The following is a 22,790-nucleotide window of genomic DNA, read 5'->3' on the forward strand; positions in this document are numbered from 1 at the left end:
AAAAATGCTGAATATAATAGCTCTGCTTGTCTTTTTTTTACTATTATTTACTTTAATTTATTTATTTGGAGAATATATAGCCTGGATTTATAAAGATGAAACGAAAAGCAAAAGTAATTTGCCGAATAAACTGAAATTTATTAAAAAATTGGATAGGCCATTTAAGTTTGTAGAAGATAGGATATTTTCATTTTTGAATATTGATCAGAATAAAGAGATGAACTGGAAACAGTATTTATTTTCTTTACTGATCTTTAATGGAGTTTTATTTATATTTTTATTTCTGGTCTTTAAATTTCAGAACATTCTGCCTCTAAATCCGCTTAATTTAGAGGGTATGAGCTGGGATCAGGCTTTTCATACAGCCAGTACTTTTATTAGTAATACAAATCAGCAGCATTATGGTGGGGAAATATTATCATATTTTTCTCAGCTTTTTGCTGTTGGGCTGGCAATGTTTTTATCAGCAGGAACAGGTCTGGCACTGGCGCCGGCCTTTACACGAGGAATTCAGAATGAAGAAGAGAGTAAACTTGGTAATTTCTATGTAAATTTAATAAAAGGTTTAATTAGATTTTTACTGCCGGTTTCTTTTGTAGTTGCTCTGCTTTTAATTTCTCAGGGTTCACCCCAGTGGTTTGGTGGTGAGATTATAGTAAATACTATAGAGGGAGTAAAACAGGCGATCAGAGTTGGACCTGTAGCTGGAATAGAAGCAATTAAGACCCTGGGTACAAATGGTGGTGGTTTTTTTGCAGCAAATGCTGCTCATCCATTTGAAAATCCAACAATTCTATCAAATATAGTGCTCAATTTAATCATGCTGGCCAGCCCGATGGCAATAATTTATGCCTTTGGTATCTGGATAGGAAAGAGGAGACATGGGGTAATTTTAATTGGAGCGTTATTTGTAATTTTTCTTGGCTTATTCTGGGTTACAGCAGCTGGAGAAATGCAGCCAAATAGAGCTGTAACAATGGTAAAAGGAGATGTACACATAGATCAGAGTCTGGGTAATATGGAGGGAAAAGAAACACGCTTTGGCAGTCTTTTAAGTTCACTCTGGGCTATTTCCACAACTTCAACTACTAATGGAGCAGTTAACAGTATGCATAATAGTTATAATCCCCAGGGAAGTGTTGGTCCATTTCTGGCAATGGCAATGAACTGCTTATATAATGGAGTTGGAGTTGGTCTGCTTAACTTAATGACCTATATATTTATATGTGTATTTATAGCCGGTTTGATGATTGGCCGGGCTCCTCAGTACTTAGGGAAGCAAATTGAATGGCGTGAAGTTAAAATTGCAGCATTAATTATTCTTTTGCTTCCTGTTCTGGTTTTATTTCCAACTTCTATTGCAGTGATTACTAAAGTAGGAAAAGAAGCCATTCATAACCCGGGTTTTACTGGCTTCTCAGAAGTATTATATGAGAAGTTTTCAGCTGCTGCCAATAATGGTAGTGGTTTTGAAGGCTTAATGGATAATTCAGTATTTTATAACTTACTTAATGGTGGTGCAATTTTAATGGGGAGATATCTTCCCATTTTTGGTTAGCTTTTAATAGCTGGTAATTTATCGAAGAAAAAAATAAGACCAGAAACAGAAATAAGACCAGAAACAGAAGGAACACTTAAAGTAGAAAATTTGTCATTTCTAGTTCTATTTGTTGGTGTAATGATTATTATAGGTGGTTTAATCTTTATGCCTGCATTAGCAGTAGGGCCAATTGCAGAAATGCTAAGTGGGGGGATGTAAGATGTTCGATATAGATTGGGAACAGCAGCGGACAGCAGTCAAACAGTCATTTATCAAACTTGACCCTGGATATTTAATCAAACCCTGGATATTTAATCAAAAATCCAGTTATGTTTGTAGTAGAGCTCTGTACTATACTGACAATAATTTTGACTATTTATCCACCTCTTTTTAGTGGGCAGGAACCCACCTGGTATTATCTAACAATCACATTAATTTTAGTCTTTACGCTTTTGTTTGCCAATTATGCTGAATCTCTGGCAGAACTGCAGGGTGAAGCCCATGCTGACAGTCTAAAGGCCCTACAGGTAGAGAGTGAAGGAAAAAGGCTAAAAAATAAGGATATTGAATTAGATGAGATAACTGAAGCTGATTATGAGGTAGTTGCCGGAGAAGAGATAGAAAAAGGAGATTATGTCTTTGCCGAAAAAGGTGATATTATTCCTCGTGATGGAGAAGTTGTAGAAGGTAGTGCCTCTATTGACGAATCAGCAATTACAGGAGAATCAGAGCCTGTAATTAGAGAAAGTGGTGGTGACAGAAACTCTGTTACAGAGGGAACTGAAGTTTTAAGTGATGTGCTTAAAATTGAGGTTACTGCTGCTGTAGGAGAGTCATTTTTAGACAGAATGATCGATCTGGTGGAAACAGCCTCCAGACAGAAAACCCCCAATGAGATTTCAATGACTCTGATTTTAGCCAGTTTTACTTTTGTTTATCTGACAGCAGTTGTTACTATGCGTTTTTTTGGCATGTATGTGGATATGAATGTTGATGTTGCTAATTTAATTGCTCTTTTAATTGGTTTAATGCCGACAACTATTGGGGCTTTACTGGCCTCGATCAGAATTGCAGGGATGACCAGGGTAACTAGAGAAAATATTATTGCTAAATCAGGTAAGGCAGTTGAATCAGCCGGTGACCTTGATGCCCTGATTTTAGATAAAACAGGAACAATTACAACTGGAGAAAGAATAGCAGAAGAATTTATAGTAGTCGGAAGTGAGAAAAATGAGTTATATAAAGCCTGTCTGCAGTCCTCATATTTTGATGAAACTCCAGAAGGGCGTTCAGTAGTTAATCTGGCTCATGACCTGGATGTCGAGGTAGATGAAAGTGAATTAAAAAAAGAAAAATTCGTTGAGTTTTCTGCTAAAACCAGAATGAGTGGAATTGATCTACCAGATGGAACTGAAATCAGAAAAGGTTCTGTAGAAGCAGTTAAGGAATATGCTGAGGAGATTCCTGATGGTTTAACAGATAAAGCTCACGAAATTGCAGATAGTGGTGGGACTCCTCTAGCTGTAGCAGTAGATAAAAGAATTCTTGGCTTAATTGAACTTCAGGATGAATTGAAAATTGGTATTAAAGCCAGAATTCAGGAGTTACAGGAAATGGGAGTTAAATGTATTATGGCGACTGGTGATAATGAGAGAACTGCCCGCTATGTAGCAGAACAGGCCGGAATAGAAGAATATTATTCTGAATTTAAGCCAGAAGAAAAAATTGCTCTGGTTGAAAAAATTCAGAAATCAGGAAAGTTAATTGGCATGACCGGTGATGGGACCAATGATGCTCCTGCTTTAGCAAAAGCCGATGTGGGACTGGCCATGCAGGCCGGTACTAATGCTGCTAAAGAAGCCGGAAACATGGTTGACCTTGATTCTGATCCGACTAAATTAATTGAGGTAGTTGCTATTGGTAAACAGCTGTTAATGACCAGAGGTTCGCTAACAACTTTCAGTATTGCCAATGATATTTCCAGATATTTTGCTCTGATACCTGCAATTTTTAGTGCCGGGATACCTGCTTTACAGCAGATTAACTTTATGAACCTGTATTCACCACAGAGTGTAGTAATTGCATCTTTAATTTATAACTCACTGATCATCCCTTTCTTAATTCCACTGGCAATGAAGGGTGTGGATTATAAAGCGGAGAGCTCATCCAAATTACTGCGCAAGAATCTGGTTATATATGGTGGAGCCGGTCTAATTGCACCATTTATTTCTATTAAATTAATCGATATGCTATTGGTTATGCTGGGGGTGTTTTAAATGAGTATTAAAAAGAATATAATAACTGCAGTTAAGTTAATTGTTCTTTCACTTTTGATTTTCTCAATTATTTATCCACTATTACTGGGTGGAGTTGGACAGCTATTTGCTGATAAAGCAGCAGGCAGTATAATTTATCAGGATGGAGAAGCTGTAGGTTCCAGATTAATCGGATAAAACTTTGAAAGTGACAGCTACTTTATCTCAAGACCATCTTCGATTAATTATGATGCTTCAACTTCTGGCAGCGATAATCTGGCTGCTTCAAATCCTAAATTACAGCAGAGAATTGCGGCTGACTCAATGAAAATTAAAGTTAAATATCAGCCTGGTAATAGGGCTGTACCAGTAGATTTAATTACTGAATCTGGTTCTGCTTTAGATCCACATATCTCGCCTGAGGCAGCTTATTTTCAGGTTAGTTATCTAGTAGAACAGACAGGAATTTCTGAGTCAACCCTGAATTCATTGATAGAAGAACATACAGAATCAAAACTGCTGGGATTATTTGGGGAAAGCAGAGTTAATGTACTGGAATTAAATCTTGCTTTAGAGGAGGTATTAGATTAATGAATGATAAATTACAAGAAAGCTGGCCCGGATATAATAAAATTCTGCTTCCTTTAGGTCATAAAGCAGATATTAATAATTTAACTGATCTGGCTTCCTATATAATTGAAAGGAAAAAAGGAATGGTTAAATTTATTCATGTGATTCAGGAAGGAAGTTATATTAATCTTCCGAGAGAGTGGAGAGAGGGTGCGCAGAGAGTTACTGATAGCCATCATAAGATGATGACATATGGAATACACAGTGACCGTGAAATTGTGACCTCTAAAACTATTGAAAGAGGTATTTTAGAAACAGCTTTTGATATGGAAGCAGAAGCAATAATATTAGGCTGGGGGCCCAAACCAGGTGCTAAGATCTCTAAAATGGCTTCAAATATAATGGGCAATTTTCATGGAGATGTAATTATTTATAAAAATAGAGTTGATATCGAACAAATAAAAAAAATAATGTATCCGGTAGCAAAACACCTTCGAAAAGCAGATTGAATTTGATTAAACATATAATTCAGGAAACTGGAGCTACTTTAACATTAACTCATTACGTAGATAAAAGAAATGGCAGCCTTTAAAAAGGAAATGAAATTCTGGAATATGCAAAAGAAAAGGCCTTTGAATTTAATATTAATGTTAAAACTAAAATACTCGAGGGTGATTCTTTGACAACTAGTATTAAAGAATCCACAGATGATTTTGATTTGTTGGTTATTGGACCTTCTGGAGACTGGTGGGTTTACCAGACATTATTTGGAAAGAAAACAGATAAAATTGCAGAGGCAGCAAAATGTTCAGTCTTACTTCATAAGTATGGAGAAGAAGAATAGTATTTAAAATATCCTCATCTTATCAAAAATATTTAAAGAAAATTTTATTTAACATTTAAATCTATGATTTGACGGGGAAATTAACTAGTAAAAAATAAAAGATTCTTCGCTATTTATCATTTGTAATAAGCTTTGAAAATTTATTAAATATGTTATATAATGAATGCATAATAAAAAATGATTATTAAGGTGCCTATTTGGGAGAATAGGGAATCAAGTTTGAATCTTGAACGATCCCATCACTGTATTCAGCTTAAAAACTTTTTATAAACCACCTATTTAATTAGGGAAGGGAAAAAGAACTTGCTGTAAGTCAGGAGACCTGCCTTAATAATTAAATTATTTGTGGATGATGGAAAAGTTCACGATCTCTTTGGGGATCGTGAACTTTTTTAATTTAAAAAATATAGAAGGGGGAATTAAAATGCAAAAATTAGAAAAAACTATTAGCCAAATTGGAATACCTAATATTAAAAAAATGACAGAAGCTCAAAACAGATTAGATCAATTAACAAAACCTAAAGGAAGTCTGGGGAAATTAGAAAAAATGGCGGTCAAATTGGCGGGGATTTGTTCAGAACTTTATCCCAGTTTTGACAAGAAAACTCATATTGTAATGGCAGGAGATCATGGAGTTGTAGAAGAAGGAGTTAGTGCTTTTCCTCAAAAAGTAACAACTCAAATGGTAAATAATTTTTTAAATAATGGGGCTGCTATAAATGTTTTAGCAGCTGAAGTTGGTGTAGACTTAAAAATTGTAGATATGGGAATGATAGATAATATTAATAATCAAAAATTAATAATAAAAAAAGTAAAAAATGGTACTGATAATATGGCAAAAATGGAAGCAATGTCTAAAAAAGAGGCTGTGGACTCTTTAGCAGCTGGAATTGAGATTGCAGAAAAATCTATAAAATCAGGTTCTAAAGTAATTGGTATTGGGGAAATGGGGATTGGAAATACAACAGCTAGTTCTGCAATAATCGCAGTTATAACAAAGGCGCCACTGAAGGAGATAGTAGGTTTTGGAACCGGTTTAAATCCAAAAGGATTAAAAAATAAAATAAAAGTAATAAAAAGAGCCATAAAAATCAACAATCCTGATCCAGAAGATGCAATTGATATCCTTGCAAAAATTGGAGGTTTAGAAATAGCAGGTATGGCTGGTGTTATAATTGGAGGAGCTGCAAATAATGTGCCCGTTATTATGGATGGCTTAATTACTGGTGCTGCAGCCCTAATTGCCCAAAAACTAAAACCTGAAGTAGCTAATTATCTTATTCCTTCTCATAAATCAGTTGAGCCAGGGCATAAAAATGTTTATAAACAACTTGGACTTAGTCCTTTTCTTGACTTAAATATGCGTTTAGGAGAAGGTACAGGGGCTGTATTGGCTATGCCATTTTTAGATAGTTCTATTAATCTAATGAAAAGTATGGCTACCTTTTCTGAAGCTGCCGTCGATAATGCATCTGCATAGTTTTTTTAATATAGTACCGGGTACCTATAACGGTACCTATAAAATAATTACTAAAACTGGTGCAAATGTGATTTCTGTAACTCATGACAGACTTACACCTGATATATCTCTTAAACACGCCCAGGTTCAGATTACACTGGAAACAAAAAATGAAGATCATGTGAAGGATATTATGGATACTTTAGAGAATAATAATTATAGGGTCAAAAGAATAAGATAAGGTTAGAAGTATAATATATCATTTTTTAACTATCTTATTTACATTTAAAAGAGAAATATTTTAAACAAAATCAATTAGGAGGAATTTTAAAATGACAAAAGAAATTATTAAAACTGATAAGGCACCAGAAGCAGTGGGAGCATATTCACAGGCAGTAAAAGCAGGAGATACAGTTTATTTATCCGGACAGATTGCTATTGATCCGGAAACTCAAGAAATTATTGATGGTGGAGTAGAAGAACAGGCAAAAAGAGTTTTAGAAAATCTTAAGGCTGTTTTAGCAGCAGCAGATTGTACTTTTCAGGATGTTGTCAAAGCAGAAATTTTTCTTGATGATATAAATGATTTTGGCGCAGTAAATGATATTTATGCAGAGTATTTTAAAGAAAATCCTCCTGCAAGAGCCTGTATGGAAGTAAGCAATTTGCCCAAAGGTGTTTCAGTAGAAATAGCACTTACTGCAGTAAAGTAGATTAGTTTTTTTATTTTTTAGACCCCCTGTGGCTTTTTTGGCACAAGGGGTATATTTATGGTTTTTTCTTGTCCATATAATGCTGCTCACTACAAAAGACAAAGATAGTGAAATATCTTAATGTAGCGGCCAGAGAAGAAACACTAGGAATTTATTTGATTGTAAATACTTATCTTTACTCTTTTTGAGGTGGCATATCAATTTAACCCTGGATATTTCCCTGTTTTCCCGGGATTTTTTTCTATTTATATTTAAAAAAGATAAATTTGTGATAGAATATAGTTAAGAAAATAGATTCTGAGTTTCAAAAATTTAGTTTCTCAACTGCAAAATATATATGATTTTTGTCTGATTTGCTGCACTTTAAATTTCAGGAGGTAAAAACAGTGAAAAAAGATGAACGGATATCTTTTTATTCTCACTTAGTTGGTTTTTTTCTGGCTTTGATTGGTATGATTATTTTATTGATAAAAGCTTTTGACAGTCTCGATAAACTCATAATAGCTGCTGTCTATGGTCTGTCTGTGGTTTTTCTTTTCCTGGCTAGTTCACTTTACCATGCTCACAAAAAAGTCGATGACGAAAATTCTATCTGGAGGAAACTGGATCATTTTGCTATTTTTGTTATGATTGCAGGTTCTTACACACCTGTAGCCTATTTATATCTTGAAGGATGGCTGAAGTGGACAATAATTGCAGTACAGTGGGGACTTGTCCTGGGCGGTTTTTTTCTGAAGTTTATGTATTTTAAAACTCCAAGAATTCTTTACACTGTAATTTATCTTTTAATGGGCTGGGTGGGTATTTTTGCTTTCCATCAGCTGTTTATGACAATGCCTACTTTAAATTTAATTCTTATGTTTGCCGGAGGTTTGTCTTTTACAGCCGGAGCAGTATTTTATATTATAAAAAAACCGGACATTACACCTAATTTTGGATTTCATGAGATTTTCCATTTTTTCATACTGGCAGGTGGAATACTTCATTATTTGATGGTTTTCATTGCATTAGGATAACCTGCTCTACAGTTATATTACAGAATCAGATTAAATAGGGAGGCGGTAGCATGGATGCGTTTAAAGCTTATGATATAAGAGGGGTTTACAATAGTGATTTTGATAAAGAAGATGTATATAAAATTGGATATTTTTTACCCAAACTGCTGGAAACTGACAGAGTACTGGTCGGCTATGATGATAGAGAATCGACACCAGAAATTTTTACAGCACTGGCAGCCGGAATTACTGACAGAGGAGCGGATGTTTATAAAATAGGTTATGCAACCACCCCGATGGTTTATTACGGTACAGCCAAACACGGCTACAAAGCTTCGGTTATGATTACTGCTTCACATAATCCTCCTGAGTATAATGGGCTCAAAATTTCTCGCGAAAATGCACTTCCTGTTGGATATTACTCCGGCCTAAAAGAATTAGAAGAAATGATGGAAAATGAAGATGTAAAACCTGTAGGGAAGAATAAAAAGGGCCATATTTTAGAACACAACTTAAAGGATGAATATATAGAATTTCAAAAAATATATCTGCCTGATCTGTCAGACCTAAACTTATCCATAGATATTTCCAATGGGATGGTGGCTATTTTAACTGACGCAATTTTTGGTGATTATCCTCATTATCTATACAATGAACTTGATGGGACTTTTCCCAACCATGAAGCTAATCCACTGCTGAAAGAGAACAGAGAAGACCTAAAAAAATTATTGCTGGAAAAAGGGTCTGATCTGGGGGTGATATTTGATGGTGATGGAGACAGGGTGATGTTTTTGGATGAAAAAGGAAATTTTATCTCTCCTGATTTAATTATTGCCCTGCTGGCAGAGTATTATCTTGATCAGGGTAAAGGAAAAAATATTCTATATGATATCCGTACTTCCTGGTCTGTAAAAGAACATATAGAAAAACTTGGTGGTCAAACTCATATGTGGAAAGTAGGTCATGCTTATGCCAAGCTAAAACTCAGAGAAATAGATGGTGTGTGTGGTGGTGAACTGGCCGGCCATTATTATTATAAAGACTTTTTTTACTGTGATTCCGGTATGCTGACAGCTTTGGTGGTGCTAAATGTTGTTTCAAGCCTTAAAAAAGAAGGTAAAACTATTTCGGAATATATTTCTGAACTGGATAAATACGCTTCTTCTGGAGAAATAAATTTTAAAATTGAAAATAAAGCAAAAGTAATGGAGAAGGTAAAGGATTATTTTGTTAATAAAAAAGAACCTGTTAATTTCTATGATTTTGATGGTTACCGTCTGGAATATAAGGACTGGTGGTTTAATATAAGACCTTCTAATACAGAACCCTATCTTAGATTGGTTGTTGAAGCTAAAAACAAAGAACTTTTAGGTGAAAAAGTAGAAGAGATAAAAAAAGTGATGAATGTTGAGTAGAAAAAGATAAAATTGAGAAGAAAAGGAGCTGATTTTATGCAGATTCCTGTAAAACGTTGGTATGAAGCTGCTGAAAAACGATATTCTCGTAAAAAATATCAAAAAAAAGAAATCTCTAAGTTCACTTTAAGATCTTATGAAAAATTTCTTGAGGAATTAAATCAGATATTTCCTGAAGTTCGGATCGAGCTTTTTAAAGAAGACATCTCTAAACTGCTGCCGGCTCTTGAAGGCAAATATGGAAGTATTACAGGTGCACCTTATTTTATAGCTATTATTGTAGAAAAAGAAGGTGACTACTGCTGGGAAAAGGCGGGCTATGCAGGAGAAGCAGCACTTTTAGAGGCAACAGATCTGGGTCTGGCAACCTGCTGGACTGCCGGCCGTTATAAAGAGGAAAAATCAAAAGTAGATTTAGAATTAGAGCCTGATGAAAGGCTGGCCGCTGTTTCTCCACTTGGGTTTTCTTCTGAAAATTATCTTTTCAGCCAAAACTTTATATCCAAATTATTTCCCCGACATGACAGAAAATCACTTGATGATCTGTGTGAAGGTGGTTTTGATTCTGACTGGCCTGGGTGGATGAAAAATGCGCTTAAGATAGCAAGAATTGCTCCTTCCAGATTAAACAGACAGCCTTGGCGTTTTAAAGTTGAATCTGACAGGATTATAGTGGAATGTAAAGGAACACCAACTGCATATAGGAGGCTGGAATGTGGGATTGCCCTCCTGCATTTAGAAATTGGAGCTAAAGATGGTGGTGTAAACGGCAAAGTAGAATTTGGCGGAGAAGGGATAGGAAGTTTTAAGAAGGAACACTGATTATATATTTTAGGCCCTGGAGTTCAGTAATTTTTGGGCTTCCAGGGTTTTGATTTATACTAATAGATCTTCTGAAAGATGTAGACATCTTCCTTTGTGGTGGACACATCTTCTATTAAGAGTATAACAATAATCTCAATATTTTGACAAGATTAGCAATAGATTCTGATATATTAGAAAAAGTTCATAATAAGATCTTATTTGAATAGTTTATATAACAATAGATGTGGTATAATACGTAAAGGGAGGTATTGTTTTATAGTGAAAAAAGTAAAATTAGTTTATAATCCATATGCTGGGGATCGATCTTTTCCCAGATATTTAGATAGTTTTATAGAAAAATTTCAGAAAGCCGGTTATAAAGTAGATATATTCCGCAGTATGGAGCCAGGAGATTTTGGTAGAGGTCTTAAAAATATAGATGAAAACTTCAGCTTTATTGCTGTCGCAGGTGGTGATGGATCTGCTAATCAGATGTTAAATGTAATGAAAAAGAAAAAGATAGATCTTCCCCTTGCGATTATTCCTGCAGGTACAGTCAATGATTTTGCTTCTTATTTGGGAATGACACAGAACATCGAAAAAAGCTTTGATAAAATATTAGAACACAATATAAAAGAAATAGATATTGGCTGTGTAAATAAACAGTATTTTTTAAATGTATGTGTGGGTGGAGTTATATCCAATATATCTCATGGGACAGATACTGAACTTAAAAACAGGCTCGGTAAAGTAGCATATTATCTGCATGGAGTCACCGAACTGCCGAAGGTAAAACCGATGCCTTTAAAAATTACAACTTCTAAAAAAGTACTTGAGGGTGATTTTTTAGTATATTTTATTTTCAACAGTAAAGGAGCGGGTGGATTTAAAAATGTGGCTCAAAAAGCGGCCATAGATGATGGAGTATTTGATTTTATTGGAGTTAAAGTAGGCAACTTGATAAAATTAACATCTGCAGCAGCCCGGCTGTTTCAGGGAGAAAAAGTTGAGAGTGAAAATCTCATTTATCTTCAGGATAATTACTTTAAGATAGAATGTCTAAAAGAGGACTGTAATACAGAATTTTGTGATGTTGATGGAGAAAAAGGTCCTTCTATACCACTGGAAATAAATATTTTTCCTAAAAGTCTTAAGGTTTTTATAGGTTGAATTTACGATATCAAAGCAAAAATCAGCGAAGTGTTTTATACAGTTGAAATAATCAGTTTACAAATCAAATTTTGATAATTATTATCAGTTAGATTTGAGGTAACGTAGAATTATTAGGTGGGAAATTTATGAAAAAAATATTATTTATTTTAATTATAATAATAACTGTTTTTTCTGCTGGCAAAACTTTATCTGCTGAAAAAACAGAAATAGAGTTCTGGACTATTAATTTAAGTCCTAGATTTGATGAGTATTTTGAAAATTTAATTGAAAATTATGAAAGAGAAAATCCCGATATAAATATTATATGGGAAGATAATAGTTTTTCTGCTGTTAAACAGAAGCTGCTTTACAGAATGGCAGAAGATAGGAGTCCGGATGTTGTTAATCTTTCTCCTGAACTAATGACTTCACTGGTAAAAGAAGATCTGTTATATCCTGTGAGTAATTTTGATAAGGATTTTTCTCAGGATTATTATCAGGGTCTTTGGGAGGTCGGAGTATTTAATGGGAAAAGTTATGCTTTTCCCTGGTATTTAAGTACACAGATAATGATGTATAATAAAGAAATTTTTATGTTTGCTGGAATTGAAGAAAATGACTATCCTAAAAATATTGACGAATTAAAATTAACTGCTGAAAAAATAAAAGAAAATACAGGAATATATGGATTTATGCCTCAGATAAAGATACATCATGAATTTATAAAGGCTGGTATAGAACTTTATACAGAAAAAAATGGCAGAATTATGCCTGCTTTTAATACTAAAAAAGCTGTTGAGATATTAAGGTGGTATCAGAATTTAATGCAGAAAGATTTAATTCCGGCAGATACTCTTACGGGAGGATATAATCTGGCATTAGAAAGATATATTAATGGAGAGCTGGGAATACTGATTACGGGACCACAGTTTATAGATAAAATCAAAGAAGAATCCCCATATATTTATGATGTTACAGCTGCTGCCCCACTGGTTCTTCGAGAAGGAGAAAAAATTAGTGCTGCACTTATGAATGTTGTAATTCCTAAAAAATCAAAAAATCCTGAAAAAGCAGCTGAATTTGCGCATTATCTAACTGGAGCTGAAGCTCAGCAAGAATTTGCAGAAAAAGCAAATGTTCTTTCATCTGCAAAAAATGCAGGTGGAGAAGATTTAAAAAACAAGAATGGCGATTTACTTAAATCAGCAGTAAGAGAAATTTCTAAAAAGCAGCTCAAAAAAGCGGTTGATATGACATTGAAGCTGCCTCAGGCGGATGAACTCATTAGAGTAATGGATATAGAATTTGGCCGGGCAGTCAAGTCAAAAAATACTGCAGAAGAAGCGGTTAACAGGATGGAAAAAGGCTGGCTGGATATTTTAAATAAAGGGAATGAAACAGAATGATGAAAAATAAAACTAAATTAATTATAATATTTACTATAATTTTTCTGGTAGTAAATAGCATTCCAACAGCAGCAGTCTTTAAGCCAGAGCAAATGAGACAGGTTTTGATGAAAATAAGGGAAGCCGAAAGGGAAATCAGCAGAGCAGAAAGAGAGATAAATAAAGCTGAATTAGAATTTAAACTCTATAATGAAGAACAGGCAGAATATTTTTTATCTGAATCAAAACAATATCTGCAGAAAGCAGTGGAATTGTACGAAAATAACAGAGATGCTGAAGTTGAAGCTGCTGCTGTAAGGGCAGTAGAAATGGCAGATAGGGCAAAATTGCAGACATTAGAATCCTATCCTGTGCAGTTTCGGGCTTTCTGGCTTGATAATGGTACTATAGCAGCTGCTGGAGGTAGAGAAGGGATTGCAGAACTTCTGAATATGGCAGAAATGGCAAATTTTAATGCTGTCCTTCCGGAAGTGTTTTTTAAAGGAAAAACTATAATTCCTGATAATGAACTTTTTATACAGGATGAAAGATTTAAAAACTGGACTGAAGACCCTCTAAAAATAATAATTGAAGAAGCTAAAAAAAGGAATATGGAGGTTCATGCCTGGGTCTGGGTTTTCAACGAAAATACCCATGGTAAGCCGGGAATAATACTACAAGAACATCCTAGCTGGGCTACCAGAGATAAAAGTGGAAATATAGTAACATATCACAACAGCAGCTGGTTAAGTCCTTCCAGAAAAGATGTAAGGACATTTTTGATTAAGCGGTATGCCTACCTGGCAGAAAACTATGATCTGGCCGGTATAAATTTGGATTATATAAGATTTCCAGAAGAATACAGGGCCAGCTATGGATTTGATGAGAATACAGCAGCTTTGTTTGAAGAAACAACCGGTATTAATCCTTTTGAAATAAAAAGTGGCAGCAGTCAGTCAGCAGAGTGGAATAAATTTAGAGAAAGTTTAATTACACAGATGGTAAAAAAAACTTCAGCAGTGCTGAAAAATATCAAGCCCGGGCTTATAATTTCTGCTGATGTAATTCCGGGAAGAGAAGAAGCGAGGTATAGGGCGCTGCAGGACTGGTCACTCTGGCTTAAGGAAGGTTATCTGGATTTTGTTTTACCCATGACATATACTGAGAATTTATTTTCAGAACTAAGTCAATGGATTCAAGAAGATACAAAAGAACTTGATTACCCCATATATCCAGGGATTTCGGTATTTAAATTGTCACCATATCAGGTGATAGAACAGGTTGATGAAATTAATAATCTGAACAGAACAGGCTTATCACTATTTGCAGCTGCCCATCTTACGAAAGAACACTATTATATGTTAGGAGAAGGTCCTTTCAGGAAAAAAGCTCTGCTTCCATATAGGAATAGTTCTGAGGCAGAAAAAATGATTTTTGCCGTGATTAAAGAGCGTATAAAGCTTATACTAAAAGAAAGCGGAGCTGAAAATGAAAGTGATCTGCTGGATAATTTATCAGGTAATTTAGATACTGAAAAAGATTTTTTAAATTATCTTGAAAAATTAAATATATCTAAAGATATAGAAAAACTTAAAACTGATTACAGATATCTGCAGGAGCTGCGGCATGATAATTAATAAATTAAGGAAATTTGGGTGATGAAATTGAAAGACCGGAACTTAAAAACTACTATTCTCGCCGTAACACAGTTTGTTTTTAAAAAAAATTACAGATAAAGTTGAGCTGGCAGGAGTTGTTGATATTATAAATTTTTTGGGGAGGGAAATATAGTGAAAAATTCCTTAACAATTGGAGAATTATTTGGTATACCTGTTAAAATTCATATTAGTCTGCTTATAATACTCCCGTTTTTTGCCTGGGCTTTTGGAAATAATATTATTTATCTCAGTGAAAATACAGAAATTGCTCGCAGTGCACTTGTTTTAAATCCATACCTGCTGGGATTAATTATGGCGGTAATATTGTTTATAAGTATTCTTTTTCATGAGCTTGCTCATTCGCTTGTGGCCAGAAGTAAGGATATTAAAATAAATGATATAACTTTAATGCTTTTTGGTGGAGTAGCTAATATTGATGATATTTCTAAAGATCCAAAAGTAGAGATACAGATAGCTGCAAGTGGTCCGCTGACCAGTTTAGTATTAGGTATTTTACTGATTGGATTTTCACTGATTTTTCCCGGCTTTTTTATAGAAGATATCAGGCTTGTTACACTTTATTCCGGACAGCTAAATATTTTTCTGGCTCTTTTTAATCTTTTACCTGCTTTTCCTTCTGATGGGGGACGTATCTTAAGGGCTTTTCTGGCCCAGAGGACTTCTTCTTTGAAAGCTACAGAACTTGCTTCAAAGATAGGGAAAGGATTTGCTTTCTTTTTCGGCCTGGTGGGTTTTATGACAGGCAATTTTTTGCTTGTCTTTATCGGTTTTTTTGTTTATATCGGAGCTTCACAGGAATATCAATTTAGCACTATAAAAAATGCATTATCCGATCTGAAAGTTGCGGATTTAATGACTACTGAGGTGAAAACTGTGCCTGCAAATATAAGTGTACAGCAGCTTATAGAAAATATGTTTAATTATAAACATTCCGGTTTCCCCGTTGTTAGAGATGGAAAGGTCGTAGGAATGGTTACAATGGAAGATGCACAAAAGATACCTCAGGATGAGTACAGAAATACATCAGTTCAGAGTATAATGTCAAAAGAAATTCATTCTGTAAGTGCAGAAGATGAGCTTTATGAAGCATTTAAACTGTTATTTCAAAAAGACATAGGTCGGCTTTTAATTTTAGAAGATGATGAGTTAAAAGGTATAATTACCCGTTCTGATATTTTAACCGGTATTAGAATCAGGCAGCTGGAAAATTATCACTCTTCGAATTAGAATTTAACAAATTGAAAAAAGAAAAAAAGAAAAGAGTGCTGAAGCTGCTGAGAAGTATAAAATGAAAAAATTAATGCAAAAAAAATTAAATTATTTTCTCAAATTCATAATTCCTTCAAATTTAACTCCTATAATGAATTCAGAAAGTAAAATAAAACTTTAAATTAAAGGGGTTGAAAATAATGAGAAAAATTTTAGTAGGAATTTTAATTGTTAGTCTGGCACTGTTTGGAGTGGGTAGTTCTGTTATGGCATATGGTGGTTATGGTATGAACAGGGGTACAGCTGCTCCACAGGTGGGTACTGGATATCAGTCTGTAGAATTAACTGAAAATCAAATCGACAGGATTTCTGAATTGAGAGAAGAGTATTATAATGAAACAGATGAGTTGAGAGATCAGCTCAGAAATTTAAGATGGAATTTGAGAGATCTATATCTAAAAGGTGCAAGTAATGAAGAAATAGGAGCAATTGAGAACGAAATAGAAGTAATAGTTGAAAAGCTGGCGAAAATGCGTGGAAAACATCAGCAGGATATAGAAGCACTGCTGACAGAAGAACAGCTGCAAGAAATTGAGAACAATAGAAATAATTTTGGTCAGAGATTTGAGGCAAGAGATTACGGAAGATTTGATGCACACTATGGTCCCCACGGCAGTTATGGTCCTGGTATACGAGGCAGAAACTTTTTTGGACGGGGAAATTATAATAACTTTGGACATTGGATGGGAAGAGGATTTAACGATTTTAACAGATATCCTGGTTATGGACATTATGGAATGGGTCCTGGATTCTGCTATTAATTTTGTTTAACCAGGCTGAAGTCAAACAGCAGGAATATTGTAAATAAAAGATTAGAATAATCCGGTATATATACCGGGTTATTCTTTTTTGTGTTTAACTGTAGTATTTTTTGATTACTAAAGATTAAAAATATGGTGATAATTTTGTATAAATTGATAATTTAATTGAACAATGCAGTATATCAGGTTTTATCGATTACTGAGGCTGTTTAATATATTTTTATAGTGCTTATCATAAAGTATTTTGTTATTAATATCAGTATTTTATTAAATATCAATAAGCTCTTTACAAGTACTTTTAACCCCTGTATAATTGCTGATGATAAAACTCAGATAAGGAAATAATAAAAATAATTAGAGGTGTTAAAAGTGAATGATAATGAAAAGGGCATAGCTTATATGCTTTTGTCCTCACTGTTTTTTGCACTTATGGCAGGAACAGTAAAGTTTTTGGGTGAGATCCCGCTGGCAGAAAAGATATTTTTTAGAAATTTGATCGGAATGTTTATTGCGGCTTATATGATTCGGAAAAATGGAAGCAGCATAAAAGCAAATAATATTAAAATGGTGCTGTTTAGAAGTTTATTCGGGGTATTAAGTATTGCAGCTTACTTTTATGGAATTTCTCAGCTTAAGATGGCTGATGCAGTTATTCTAAATAAGATTTCCCCGTTTTTTATAATTGTACTGGCAGCTGTTTTTCTTAAAGAAGAAATTGGAAAACCACAGATGGCTGCTCTGGCATTTGCAGTAGTTGGTGCAGTTTTTGTAATAAAGCCTAGATTTGATGCATCTATAGTACCCGCCCTTGTAACACTTAGTTCCGGGATTTTAGCTGGTACAGCCTATACAATTTTAAGATATTTGCGGAAAAGTGATTCGGCTGACACAATAGTATTTTATTTTTGTGGATTTTCTACTTTGGTGTCCATTCCTTTTATGATTTTGGGCAAATTTGTGGTTCCTACCGCAAATGAAATGCTGGCTCTATTTGCTGTTGGTGTATTTGGAGTAGTTGCTCAGTTTTTTGTTACTAATGCTTACAGACTTGTACCGGCAGGGGAAGTATCGATTTATGCTTATTCTAATATAATATTTTCTGCATTAATAGGTATTTTTCTTTTCAGTGAGATTCCAGATATATTGAGTATTTTTGGTGGATCTGTTATTATACTGGCTGGATTTATTAATTTTCAGGCCGGGAGGAAGAAAAAGAAAAAAGCTGGGCTGGAAAGGAAAAAAAGACTCAGTTCTCAGGCTTCATAGAATATGTTTTAATATTAAATATTTGCTTTAAGGTAAATTATATAATACAAGTACGATCACGGTCAGCTGTTTAAAGCTGACCTTACTTTTTTAAAAGCAGAGCGGCCATGCATATTCTTTGTAATAATAAAAAATATAAGGTTTAAGAAGGAAATTAAATGCTATTATAGAAATATATAATAATCATTATTAATAATAATTTTAAATTCATAAGAAGGAGTGAAATTATGATCTGGCGTGATGATTATAAAATAGGAGTAGAACTTGTTGATAAACAGCATGAGGAACTTTTTAAAAGGCTTGGTAATTTTATTAAAACTGTGAGGAGTGATAGTGAAAAAGATGTAAAAAAAGAAGAAGTAGAAAAAACACTCGATTTTATGGGAGAATATGTAGTTACACATTTTGATTCTGAAGAAGCTCTTCAGAAAAAATATAATTATCCAGGTTATGAAGAACATCATGAAATACATGAAAATTTCAAACAGGAAGTAATTGATTTTCAAAAAGAATATAAAAATAATGACTATAATGAAGATTTTGTTATGGAATTCAGCGGGCGGCTGCTCACCTGGCTGATAAATCATGTAGCCTCAACCGATCAAAAGATTGGTGATTATATAAATTCTATTGAGGAGGGAAAATAATAATGAATGCAGATTATTTAAATCCGATAATTGCAGCAACTGATTCTGTTTTTCAGACAATGCTTCAGCTTGAGCCAAGAAAAGGAAAAGTTTTTGTACAGGAAGGGCTTGTAAGCAGAAAAGAAGCAAATGTGATAATTGGAGTTACTGGAGATATTAAAGGCTCCATTATATATAGTTTTTCTAAAGATATGGCACTTAAAGTTGTAGAAGCGATGTCAGGGATGGAAATGAAAGAGCTGGATAAATTTGTGACTTCTGCTATGGGAGAACTGGGCAATATAATTAGCGGAAAGGCAACAACTAGTCTGGCAGAAAAAAATTTCACCTGTGATATTGCACCACCACAGATTGTTACTGGAAAAGAGGTAAAGATAGTTACAGATGCAAAAAATGTACTTTCAGTTACATTTGATACTAATCTTGGTAGTTTTGATGTCAGTTTTTCTATAAATTAATCAGCTATTGCCCCAATAGATGGGGCTTTTTTGTTGATAAATTTATTTAATAATGATATTGTTGTATTAATATATCAAACTAGTATATGAAGGAGCAATTATTATGGAAGATATATATGAATACAGCAAAATTAAATTTTTAGAGAAAATGTATACTCCCGTAGGAATAATAATTGCAGGATTTTTAGTTGATTTTTTCTATCCAGTTACAGGGAGATATCAGCAAATCTTAATCTGGATTGTTTATTTTTCAGGAATAATTCTCTTTAGTTTTGAGTCATTACCATTGATAGTAAAAACTTTTGAAACCTGGAATGAAAAAATTATTCTTACAAACAGGAGTATTATAATTAAAGGAAATAAAGATTTTGAGATGAAAATAATAAATAGAAAAGATATAAAAGAGGTTAAATTTACTGCTTTAAGAGTCGAAGGTTTTACTATTCCTCACAGAAGAAAATTAAAAAAAATAGATAAGAGTATTTATAAACTTCCTGGGAGAGAATTTATAATTGAATCTGAATCTGAAACTATAGGTGGACCGGTTGTTTTATATTTAGAACTTTTACCAGAACAATTTGTTGAAGATTTTATTAGGTGGTATCAGGCAGATGTGGCTTTAAAAAATTAAAAAAGGATAGATGCAAAAATGAGTAAAAATGAAATCGATTTTTCGCAGATAGAAGAGGCTCCAGAAAATGTAGAGTTTGAAGTTGGAGATGAAGTGGATATATTTATAGATCATTTTACTGATCTGGGAGTTAGAGTTGTTATTAACAATAAATATTTTGGTTTAGTTTATGAGGATGATATATACAAACACCTGGGTACAGGTATGAGAACAAAAGGGTATATAAAGAAAATAAGGGATGATAATAAGATAGATATAAGCTTAAGAAAAATTGGTTATGGTAAAGTTGAAGATGCAAAGCAAAAAATAATGGATAAGCTAAAGGCTAAAAATGGATATTTAACTCTAAATGATAATAGTTCTCCTGAAAAAATAAAAAAAGAACTGCAGATGAGCAAAAATACTTTCAAAAAGGCTATTGGTGGATTATATAAAGATAAAGTTATAGATATTACAGCTAAAGGAATAAAGGTAAAATAGATTATTCTATAAGACTGGGAGTTTTTGAAGATTAATATGTTAAAAATAACTAAAAATATGCGGGAATATGGTAATAGTAGAATTATTAAAAAATAAATTTAGATAATAGTTGACAGAAACATATAAGAATGCTATACTGTTGGAGATGGAGAAAAAAAATAAGTAAGATTTCCATCGTTAAAAAATAGGAGGAATTTATTTAATGATTTACACAGGAACAGTAAAGTGGTTTGATGGGAAAAAAGGATTTGGATTTATTGAAAGAGAAGATGGAGACGACGTGTTCGCACACTTCTCAGCAATTGAAGAGGAAGGTTTCAAAAATCTTGACGAAGGTCAGGAAGTAGAATTTGAAATCGTGGAAGGCGATCGCGGCCCACAAGCTGCTAATATCGTTAAATTATAAAGCAAGTTAAAGTTTTATAATATAGAAACAGAAACCCTGATTGCGTAATGTAATCAGGGTTTTTTGTTGATAGAAAAAGTTTTTTAGAAGATTAATATTCAAAATTCAGCAGTGTTAAACTGCCGGATCAGTTCAAAATTTCTTTGAGTTTAAAATTTAGAATAGATAAAAATTCGGCTTTATATAGAAAGGTTTTAATATGAATAAAAAAGAGATAATTAATTTAGCTGTAATTGCACATGTTGATGCAGGTAAATCAACTCTGGTGGATGCCTTTTTGAATCAGAGTGGAGTCTTTAGGGAAAATGAAGAAGTTGTTGACTGTGTAATGGATAGTAATGATTTAGAGAGAGAAAGAGGAATTACCATTTATTCTAAAAATTGTGCCATAGAATATAATGGTGTAAAAATAAATATAGTTGATACTCCAGGCCATGCTGATTTTTCTTCTGAAGTGGAACGAGTTATTAAAGCAGTTGATTCTGCTATTTTGATTGTGGATGCTTCTGAAGGGCCAATGCCTCAGACAAGATTTGTTCTAAAAAAATCCTTGGAAAAGGGTATTAAACCGATTGTATTTATTAATAAAATAGATAAAAATAATGAGCGAGCAGAAGAAGTTAAAGATGAAATACTTGATCTGTTTATTGATTTAGCTGCAGATGATGAGCAGTTAGAATTTCCAGTTATATATGGTATTGCAGTTGAAGGAAAAGCATTTTACAATCTTGAAAAAGAAAGTGAGGATCTGACTCCTCTTTTTGAAACTATTATTGATAATATAAATATCTATCCGGATTATGATGATAAACCACTGCAGATGCAGGTTTATGATCTTGCTTATGATAATTATCTTGGCAGAATAGGAATTGGTAGGATATATCAGGGCAGGATTGAAGATGGACAGCAGGTTGATATTTTTAAAAGAGACGGAACTATAAAAAGAGGTAAAATAACAAAGCTTTCTGTATATGAGGGACTTAAACAGAATTCCGTTGAAACAGCATATAGTGGAGATATTGTATCAGTAGCAGGTATCCCGGATATATCGATAGGTGAGACGATCTGTGAGATTAATAATGTTATTCCTATGCCGATGATAGAAATTGCAGAACCCACACTTGCTATGTATTTTCTGGTTAATGATTCTCCATTCGCCGGTCAGGAAGGGGAATATCTTACTACCCGTCATTTAAAGGCTAGACTAGAAAGAGAACTTGAAGTAAATGTTGGGCTCAGGGTTAAAAAAGCAGAAAGTGCAGAAGCTTTTAAAGTTTCTGGTAGAGGAGAACTTCACCTTTCGATACTGCTGGAAAACATGAGGAGAGAAGGGTATGAAGTTTCTGTCTCCAAACCTGAGGTTTTGATGAAAACAATAGATGGACGAAAAAATGAACCAATAGAGAAAGTTATTTTGGAGGTGCCTGAAAAATATTCAGGAACAGTAATTAATAAGCTTAACCAGAGAAAAGGCTTAATGCAGTCAATGCTGCCGGAAAATGATTATATTCGTTTAGAATATATGGTGCCTACAAGAGGTTTAATTGGTTTTCGAAGTGAATTTATAAACGATACTCGAGGTGAAGGAACTTTAATTAGATCTTTTGCCAGATATGAACCTTACAAAGGGAAAGTACCACAACGTCAGAACGGTGTTTTAATTTCCAATCAAGCTGGGACAGCAATGAGTTATGCCCTTTCCAATCTTGAAGAAAGAGGAGAAATTTTTGTTGAACCAGGTACTAAAGTTTATGAAGGTATGATTATAGGTCTTCACAATAGAGATAATGATCTAACAGTAAATCCATGTAAAAACAAGAAACAAACCAATATGCGGGCTTCTGGTTCTGATGATAATATCAGCCTTGCACCGGCTAAAAAGTTTACACTGGAGACTGCTCTAGAATTTATTGATGATGATGAATTAGTTGAAATTACTCCGGAAGCAATAAGGCTGAGAAAAAAGATACTCAATGAAAAGATGCGTTTAAGAGATAACAAATAGTTTTTAAAATAGGAGATAGAAAGAAAAATTATAATTAAATAAATTATTTGATAAAG

General features: G+C 33.7%; 21 protein-coding genes, 2 pseudogenes and 1 riboswitch. All 23 genes and pseudogenes read left to right on the forward strand.

Annotated elements, in window-relative coordinates:
* Nucleotides 1-4: 4 nt before the first annotated feature.
* The 23 genes and pseudogenes from kdpA to typA all read left to right on the forward strand — a co-directional run bounded on the left by kdpA (nucleotide 5) and on the right by typA (nucleotide 22,734).
* Nucleotides 5-1,759 (forward strand): annotated as a pseudogene (gene kdpA, locus DER71_RS08285) (potassium-transporting ATPase subunit KdpA).
* Between the two features lie 110 nt (nucleotides 1,760-1,869).
* Nucleotides 1,870-3,816: a potassium-transporting ATPase subunit KdpB gene (kdpB, locus tag DER71_RS08290; protein WP_114474531.1), complete on the forward strand. Its 1,947-nt coding sequence runs from the start codon at nucleotides 1,870-1,872 to the stop codon at nucleotides 3,814-3,816.
* Nucleotides 3,817-4,386 (forward strand): annotated as a pseudogene (kdpC, locus tag DER71_RS12235) (potassium-transporting ATPase subunit KdpC).
* A complete protein-coding gene (locus tag DER71_RS08300) occupies nucleotides 4,386-4,874 on the forward strand; it encodes a hypothetical protein (RefSeq protein ID WP_114474532.1) in 489 nt (162 codons plus the stop codon). Before kdpC ends, DER71_RS08300 begins: the two are co-directional and overlap by 1 nt.
* A 170-nt stretch (nucleotides 4,875-5,044) precedes the next feature.
* A complete protein-coding gene (locus DER71_RS08305) occupies nucleotides 5,045-5,209 on the forward strand; it encodes a universal stress protein (protein WP_158531806.1) in 165 nt (54 codons plus the stop codon).
* A 170-nt stretch (nucleotides 5,210-5,379) separates the two neighbouring features.
* Nucleotides 5,380-5,554: riboswitch (cobalamin riboswitch) on the forward strand.
* A 79-nt stretch (nucleotides 5,555-5,633) separates the two neighbouring features.
* Entirely contained in the window at nucleotides 5,634-6,689 is a 1,056-nt protein-coding gene (cobT, locus tag DER71_RS08310) for a nicotinate-nucleotide--dimethylbenzimidazole phosphoribosyltransferase (protein ID WP_114474534.1), read from the forward strand.
* A complete protein-coding gene (locus tag DER71_RS08315; RefSeq protein ID WP_114474535.1) occupies nucleotides 6,676-6,909 on the forward strand; it encodes a hypothetical protein in 234 nt (77 codons plus the stop codon). Before cobT ends, DER71_RS08315 begins: the two co-directional genes overlap by 14 nt.
* A 91-nt stretch (nucleotides 6,910-7,000) precedes the next feature.
* Nucleotides 7,001-7,381, forward strand: coding sequence for a RidA family protein (locus tag DER71_RS08320; protein WP_114458062.1), 381 nt, complete (start codon nucleotides 7,001-7,003; stop codon nucleotides 7,379-7,381).
* A gap of 386 nt (nucleotides 7,382-7,767) precedes the next feature.
* Nucleotides 7,768-8,397 (forward strand): hemolysin III family protein, encoded by a 630-nt coding sequence (locus DER71_RS08325; RefSeq protein ID WP_114458063.1) that lies wholly within the window; start codon nucleotides 7,768-7,770, stop codon nucleotides 8,395-8,397.
* Nucleotides 8,398-8,447: 50 nt separating this feature from the next.
* A complete protein-coding gene (locus DER71_RS08330; protein WP_114474536.1) occupies nucleotides 8,448-9,791 on the forward strand; it encodes a phosphomannomutase/phosphoglucomutase in 1,344 nt (447 codons plus the stop codon).
* 36 nt (nucleotides 9,792-9,827) lie between these two features.
* On the forward strand, nucleotides 9,828-10,613 hold the full coding sequence (locus tag DER71_RS08335) for a nitroreductase family protein (RefSeq protein WP_114474537.1): 786 nt from the start codon (nucleotides 9,828-9,830) through the stop codon (nucleotides 10,611-10,613).
* Nucleotides 10,614-10,874: 261 nt separating this feature from the next.
* Entirely contained in the window at nucleotides 10,875-11,765 is an 891-nt protein-coding gene (locus DER71_RS08340) for a YegS/Rv2252/BmrU family lipid kinase (protein ID WP_233487006.1), read from the forward strand.
* A 128-nt stretch (nucleotides 11,766-11,893) separates the two neighbouring features.
* A complete protein-coding gene (locus tag DER71_RS08345) occupies nucleotides 11,894-13,153 on the forward strand; it encodes an ABC transporter substrate-binding protein (RefSeq protein WP_114474538.1) in 1,260 nt (419 codons plus the stop codon).
* Nucleotides 13,150-14,769 carry a glycoside hydrolase family 10 protein gene (locus DER71_RS08350; protein WP_233487007.1) on the forward strand — a complete coding sequence of 540 codons (1,620 nt, stop codon included), beginning with the start codon at nucleotides 13,150-13,152 and terminating at the stop codon, nucleotides 14,767-14,769. The genes DER71_RS08345 and DER71_RS08350 overlap by 4 nt, the downstream gene beginning before the upstream one ends.
* 153 nt (nucleotides 14,770-14,922) lie before the next feature.
* Nucleotides 14,923-16,038 carry a CBS domain-containing protein gene (locus DER71_RS08355; RefSeq protein WP_114458067.1) on the forward strand — a complete coding sequence of 372 codons (1,116 nt, stop codon included), beginning with the start codon at nucleotides 14,923-14,925 and terminating at the stop codon, nucleotides 16,036-16,038.
* Between the two features lie 182 nt (nucleotides 16,039-16,220).
* Complete coding sequence (locus tag DER71_RS08360; RefSeq protein ID WP_114458068.1) at nucleotides 16,221-16,841, forward strand: Spy/CpxP family protein refolding chaperone; 621 nt, start codon at nucleotides 16,221-16,223, stop codon at nucleotides 16,839-16,841.
* Nucleotides 16,842-17,210: 369 nt separating this feature from the next.
* Complete coding sequence (locus tag DER71_RS08365; RefSeq protein ID WP_114474539.1) at nucleotides 17,211-18,107, forward strand: DMT family transporter; 897 nt, start codon at nucleotides 17,211-17,213, stop codon at nucleotides 18,105-18,107.
* A gap of 227 nt (nucleotides 18,108-18,334) precedes the next feature.
* Nucleotides 18,335-18,754, forward strand: a complete 420-nt coding sequence (locus DER71_RS08370) for a bacteriohemerythrin (RefSeq protein ID WP_114458070.1) — start codon at nucleotides 18,335-18,337, stop codon at nucleotides 18,752-18,754.
* Between the two features lie 2 nt (nucleotides 18,755-18,756).
* Nucleotides 18,757-19,212 (forward strand): chemotaxis protein CheX, encoded by a 456-nt coding sequence (locus tag DER71_RS08375; protein ID WP_114458071.1) that lies wholly within the window; start codon nucleotides 18,757-18,759, stop codon nucleotides 19,210-19,212.
* Between the two features lie 103 nt (nucleotides 19,213-19,315).
* Nucleotides 19,316-19,843 (forward strand): hypothetical protein, encoded by a 528-nt coding sequence (locus tag DER71_RS08380; RefSeq protein ID WP_114458072.1) that lies wholly within the window; start codon nucleotides 19,316-19,318, stop codon nucleotides 19,841-19,843.
* Nucleotides 19,844-19,861: 18 nt separating this feature from the next.
* Entirely contained in the window at nucleotides 19,862-20,323 is a 462-nt protein-coding gene (locus tag DER71_RS12395) for a hypothetical protein (RefSeq protein ID WP_114458073.1), read from the forward strand.
* A 202-nt stretch (nucleotides 20,324-20,525) separates the two neighbouring features.
* Nucleotides 20,526-20,729, forward strand: a complete 204-nt coding sequence (locus DER71_RS08390) for a cold shock domain-containing protein (protein ID WP_013406635.1) — start codon at nucleotides 20,526-20,528, stop codon at nucleotides 20,727-20,729.
* Nucleotides 20,730-20,928: 199 nt separating this feature from the next.
* On the forward strand, nucleotides 20,929-22,734 hold the full coding sequence (gene typA, locus DER71_RS08395) for a translational GTPase TypA (RefSeq protein WP_114458074.1): 1,806 nt from the start codon (nucleotides 20,929-20,931) through the stop codon (nucleotides 22,732-22,734).
* Nucleotides 22,735-22,790: the final 56 nt, after the last annotated feature.

The sequence above is a fragment of the Halanaerobium sp. DL-01 genome (assembly GCF_003338615.1).
GTDB lineage: Bacteria > Bacillota > Halanaerobiia > Halanaerobiales > Halanaerobiaceae > QPJE01.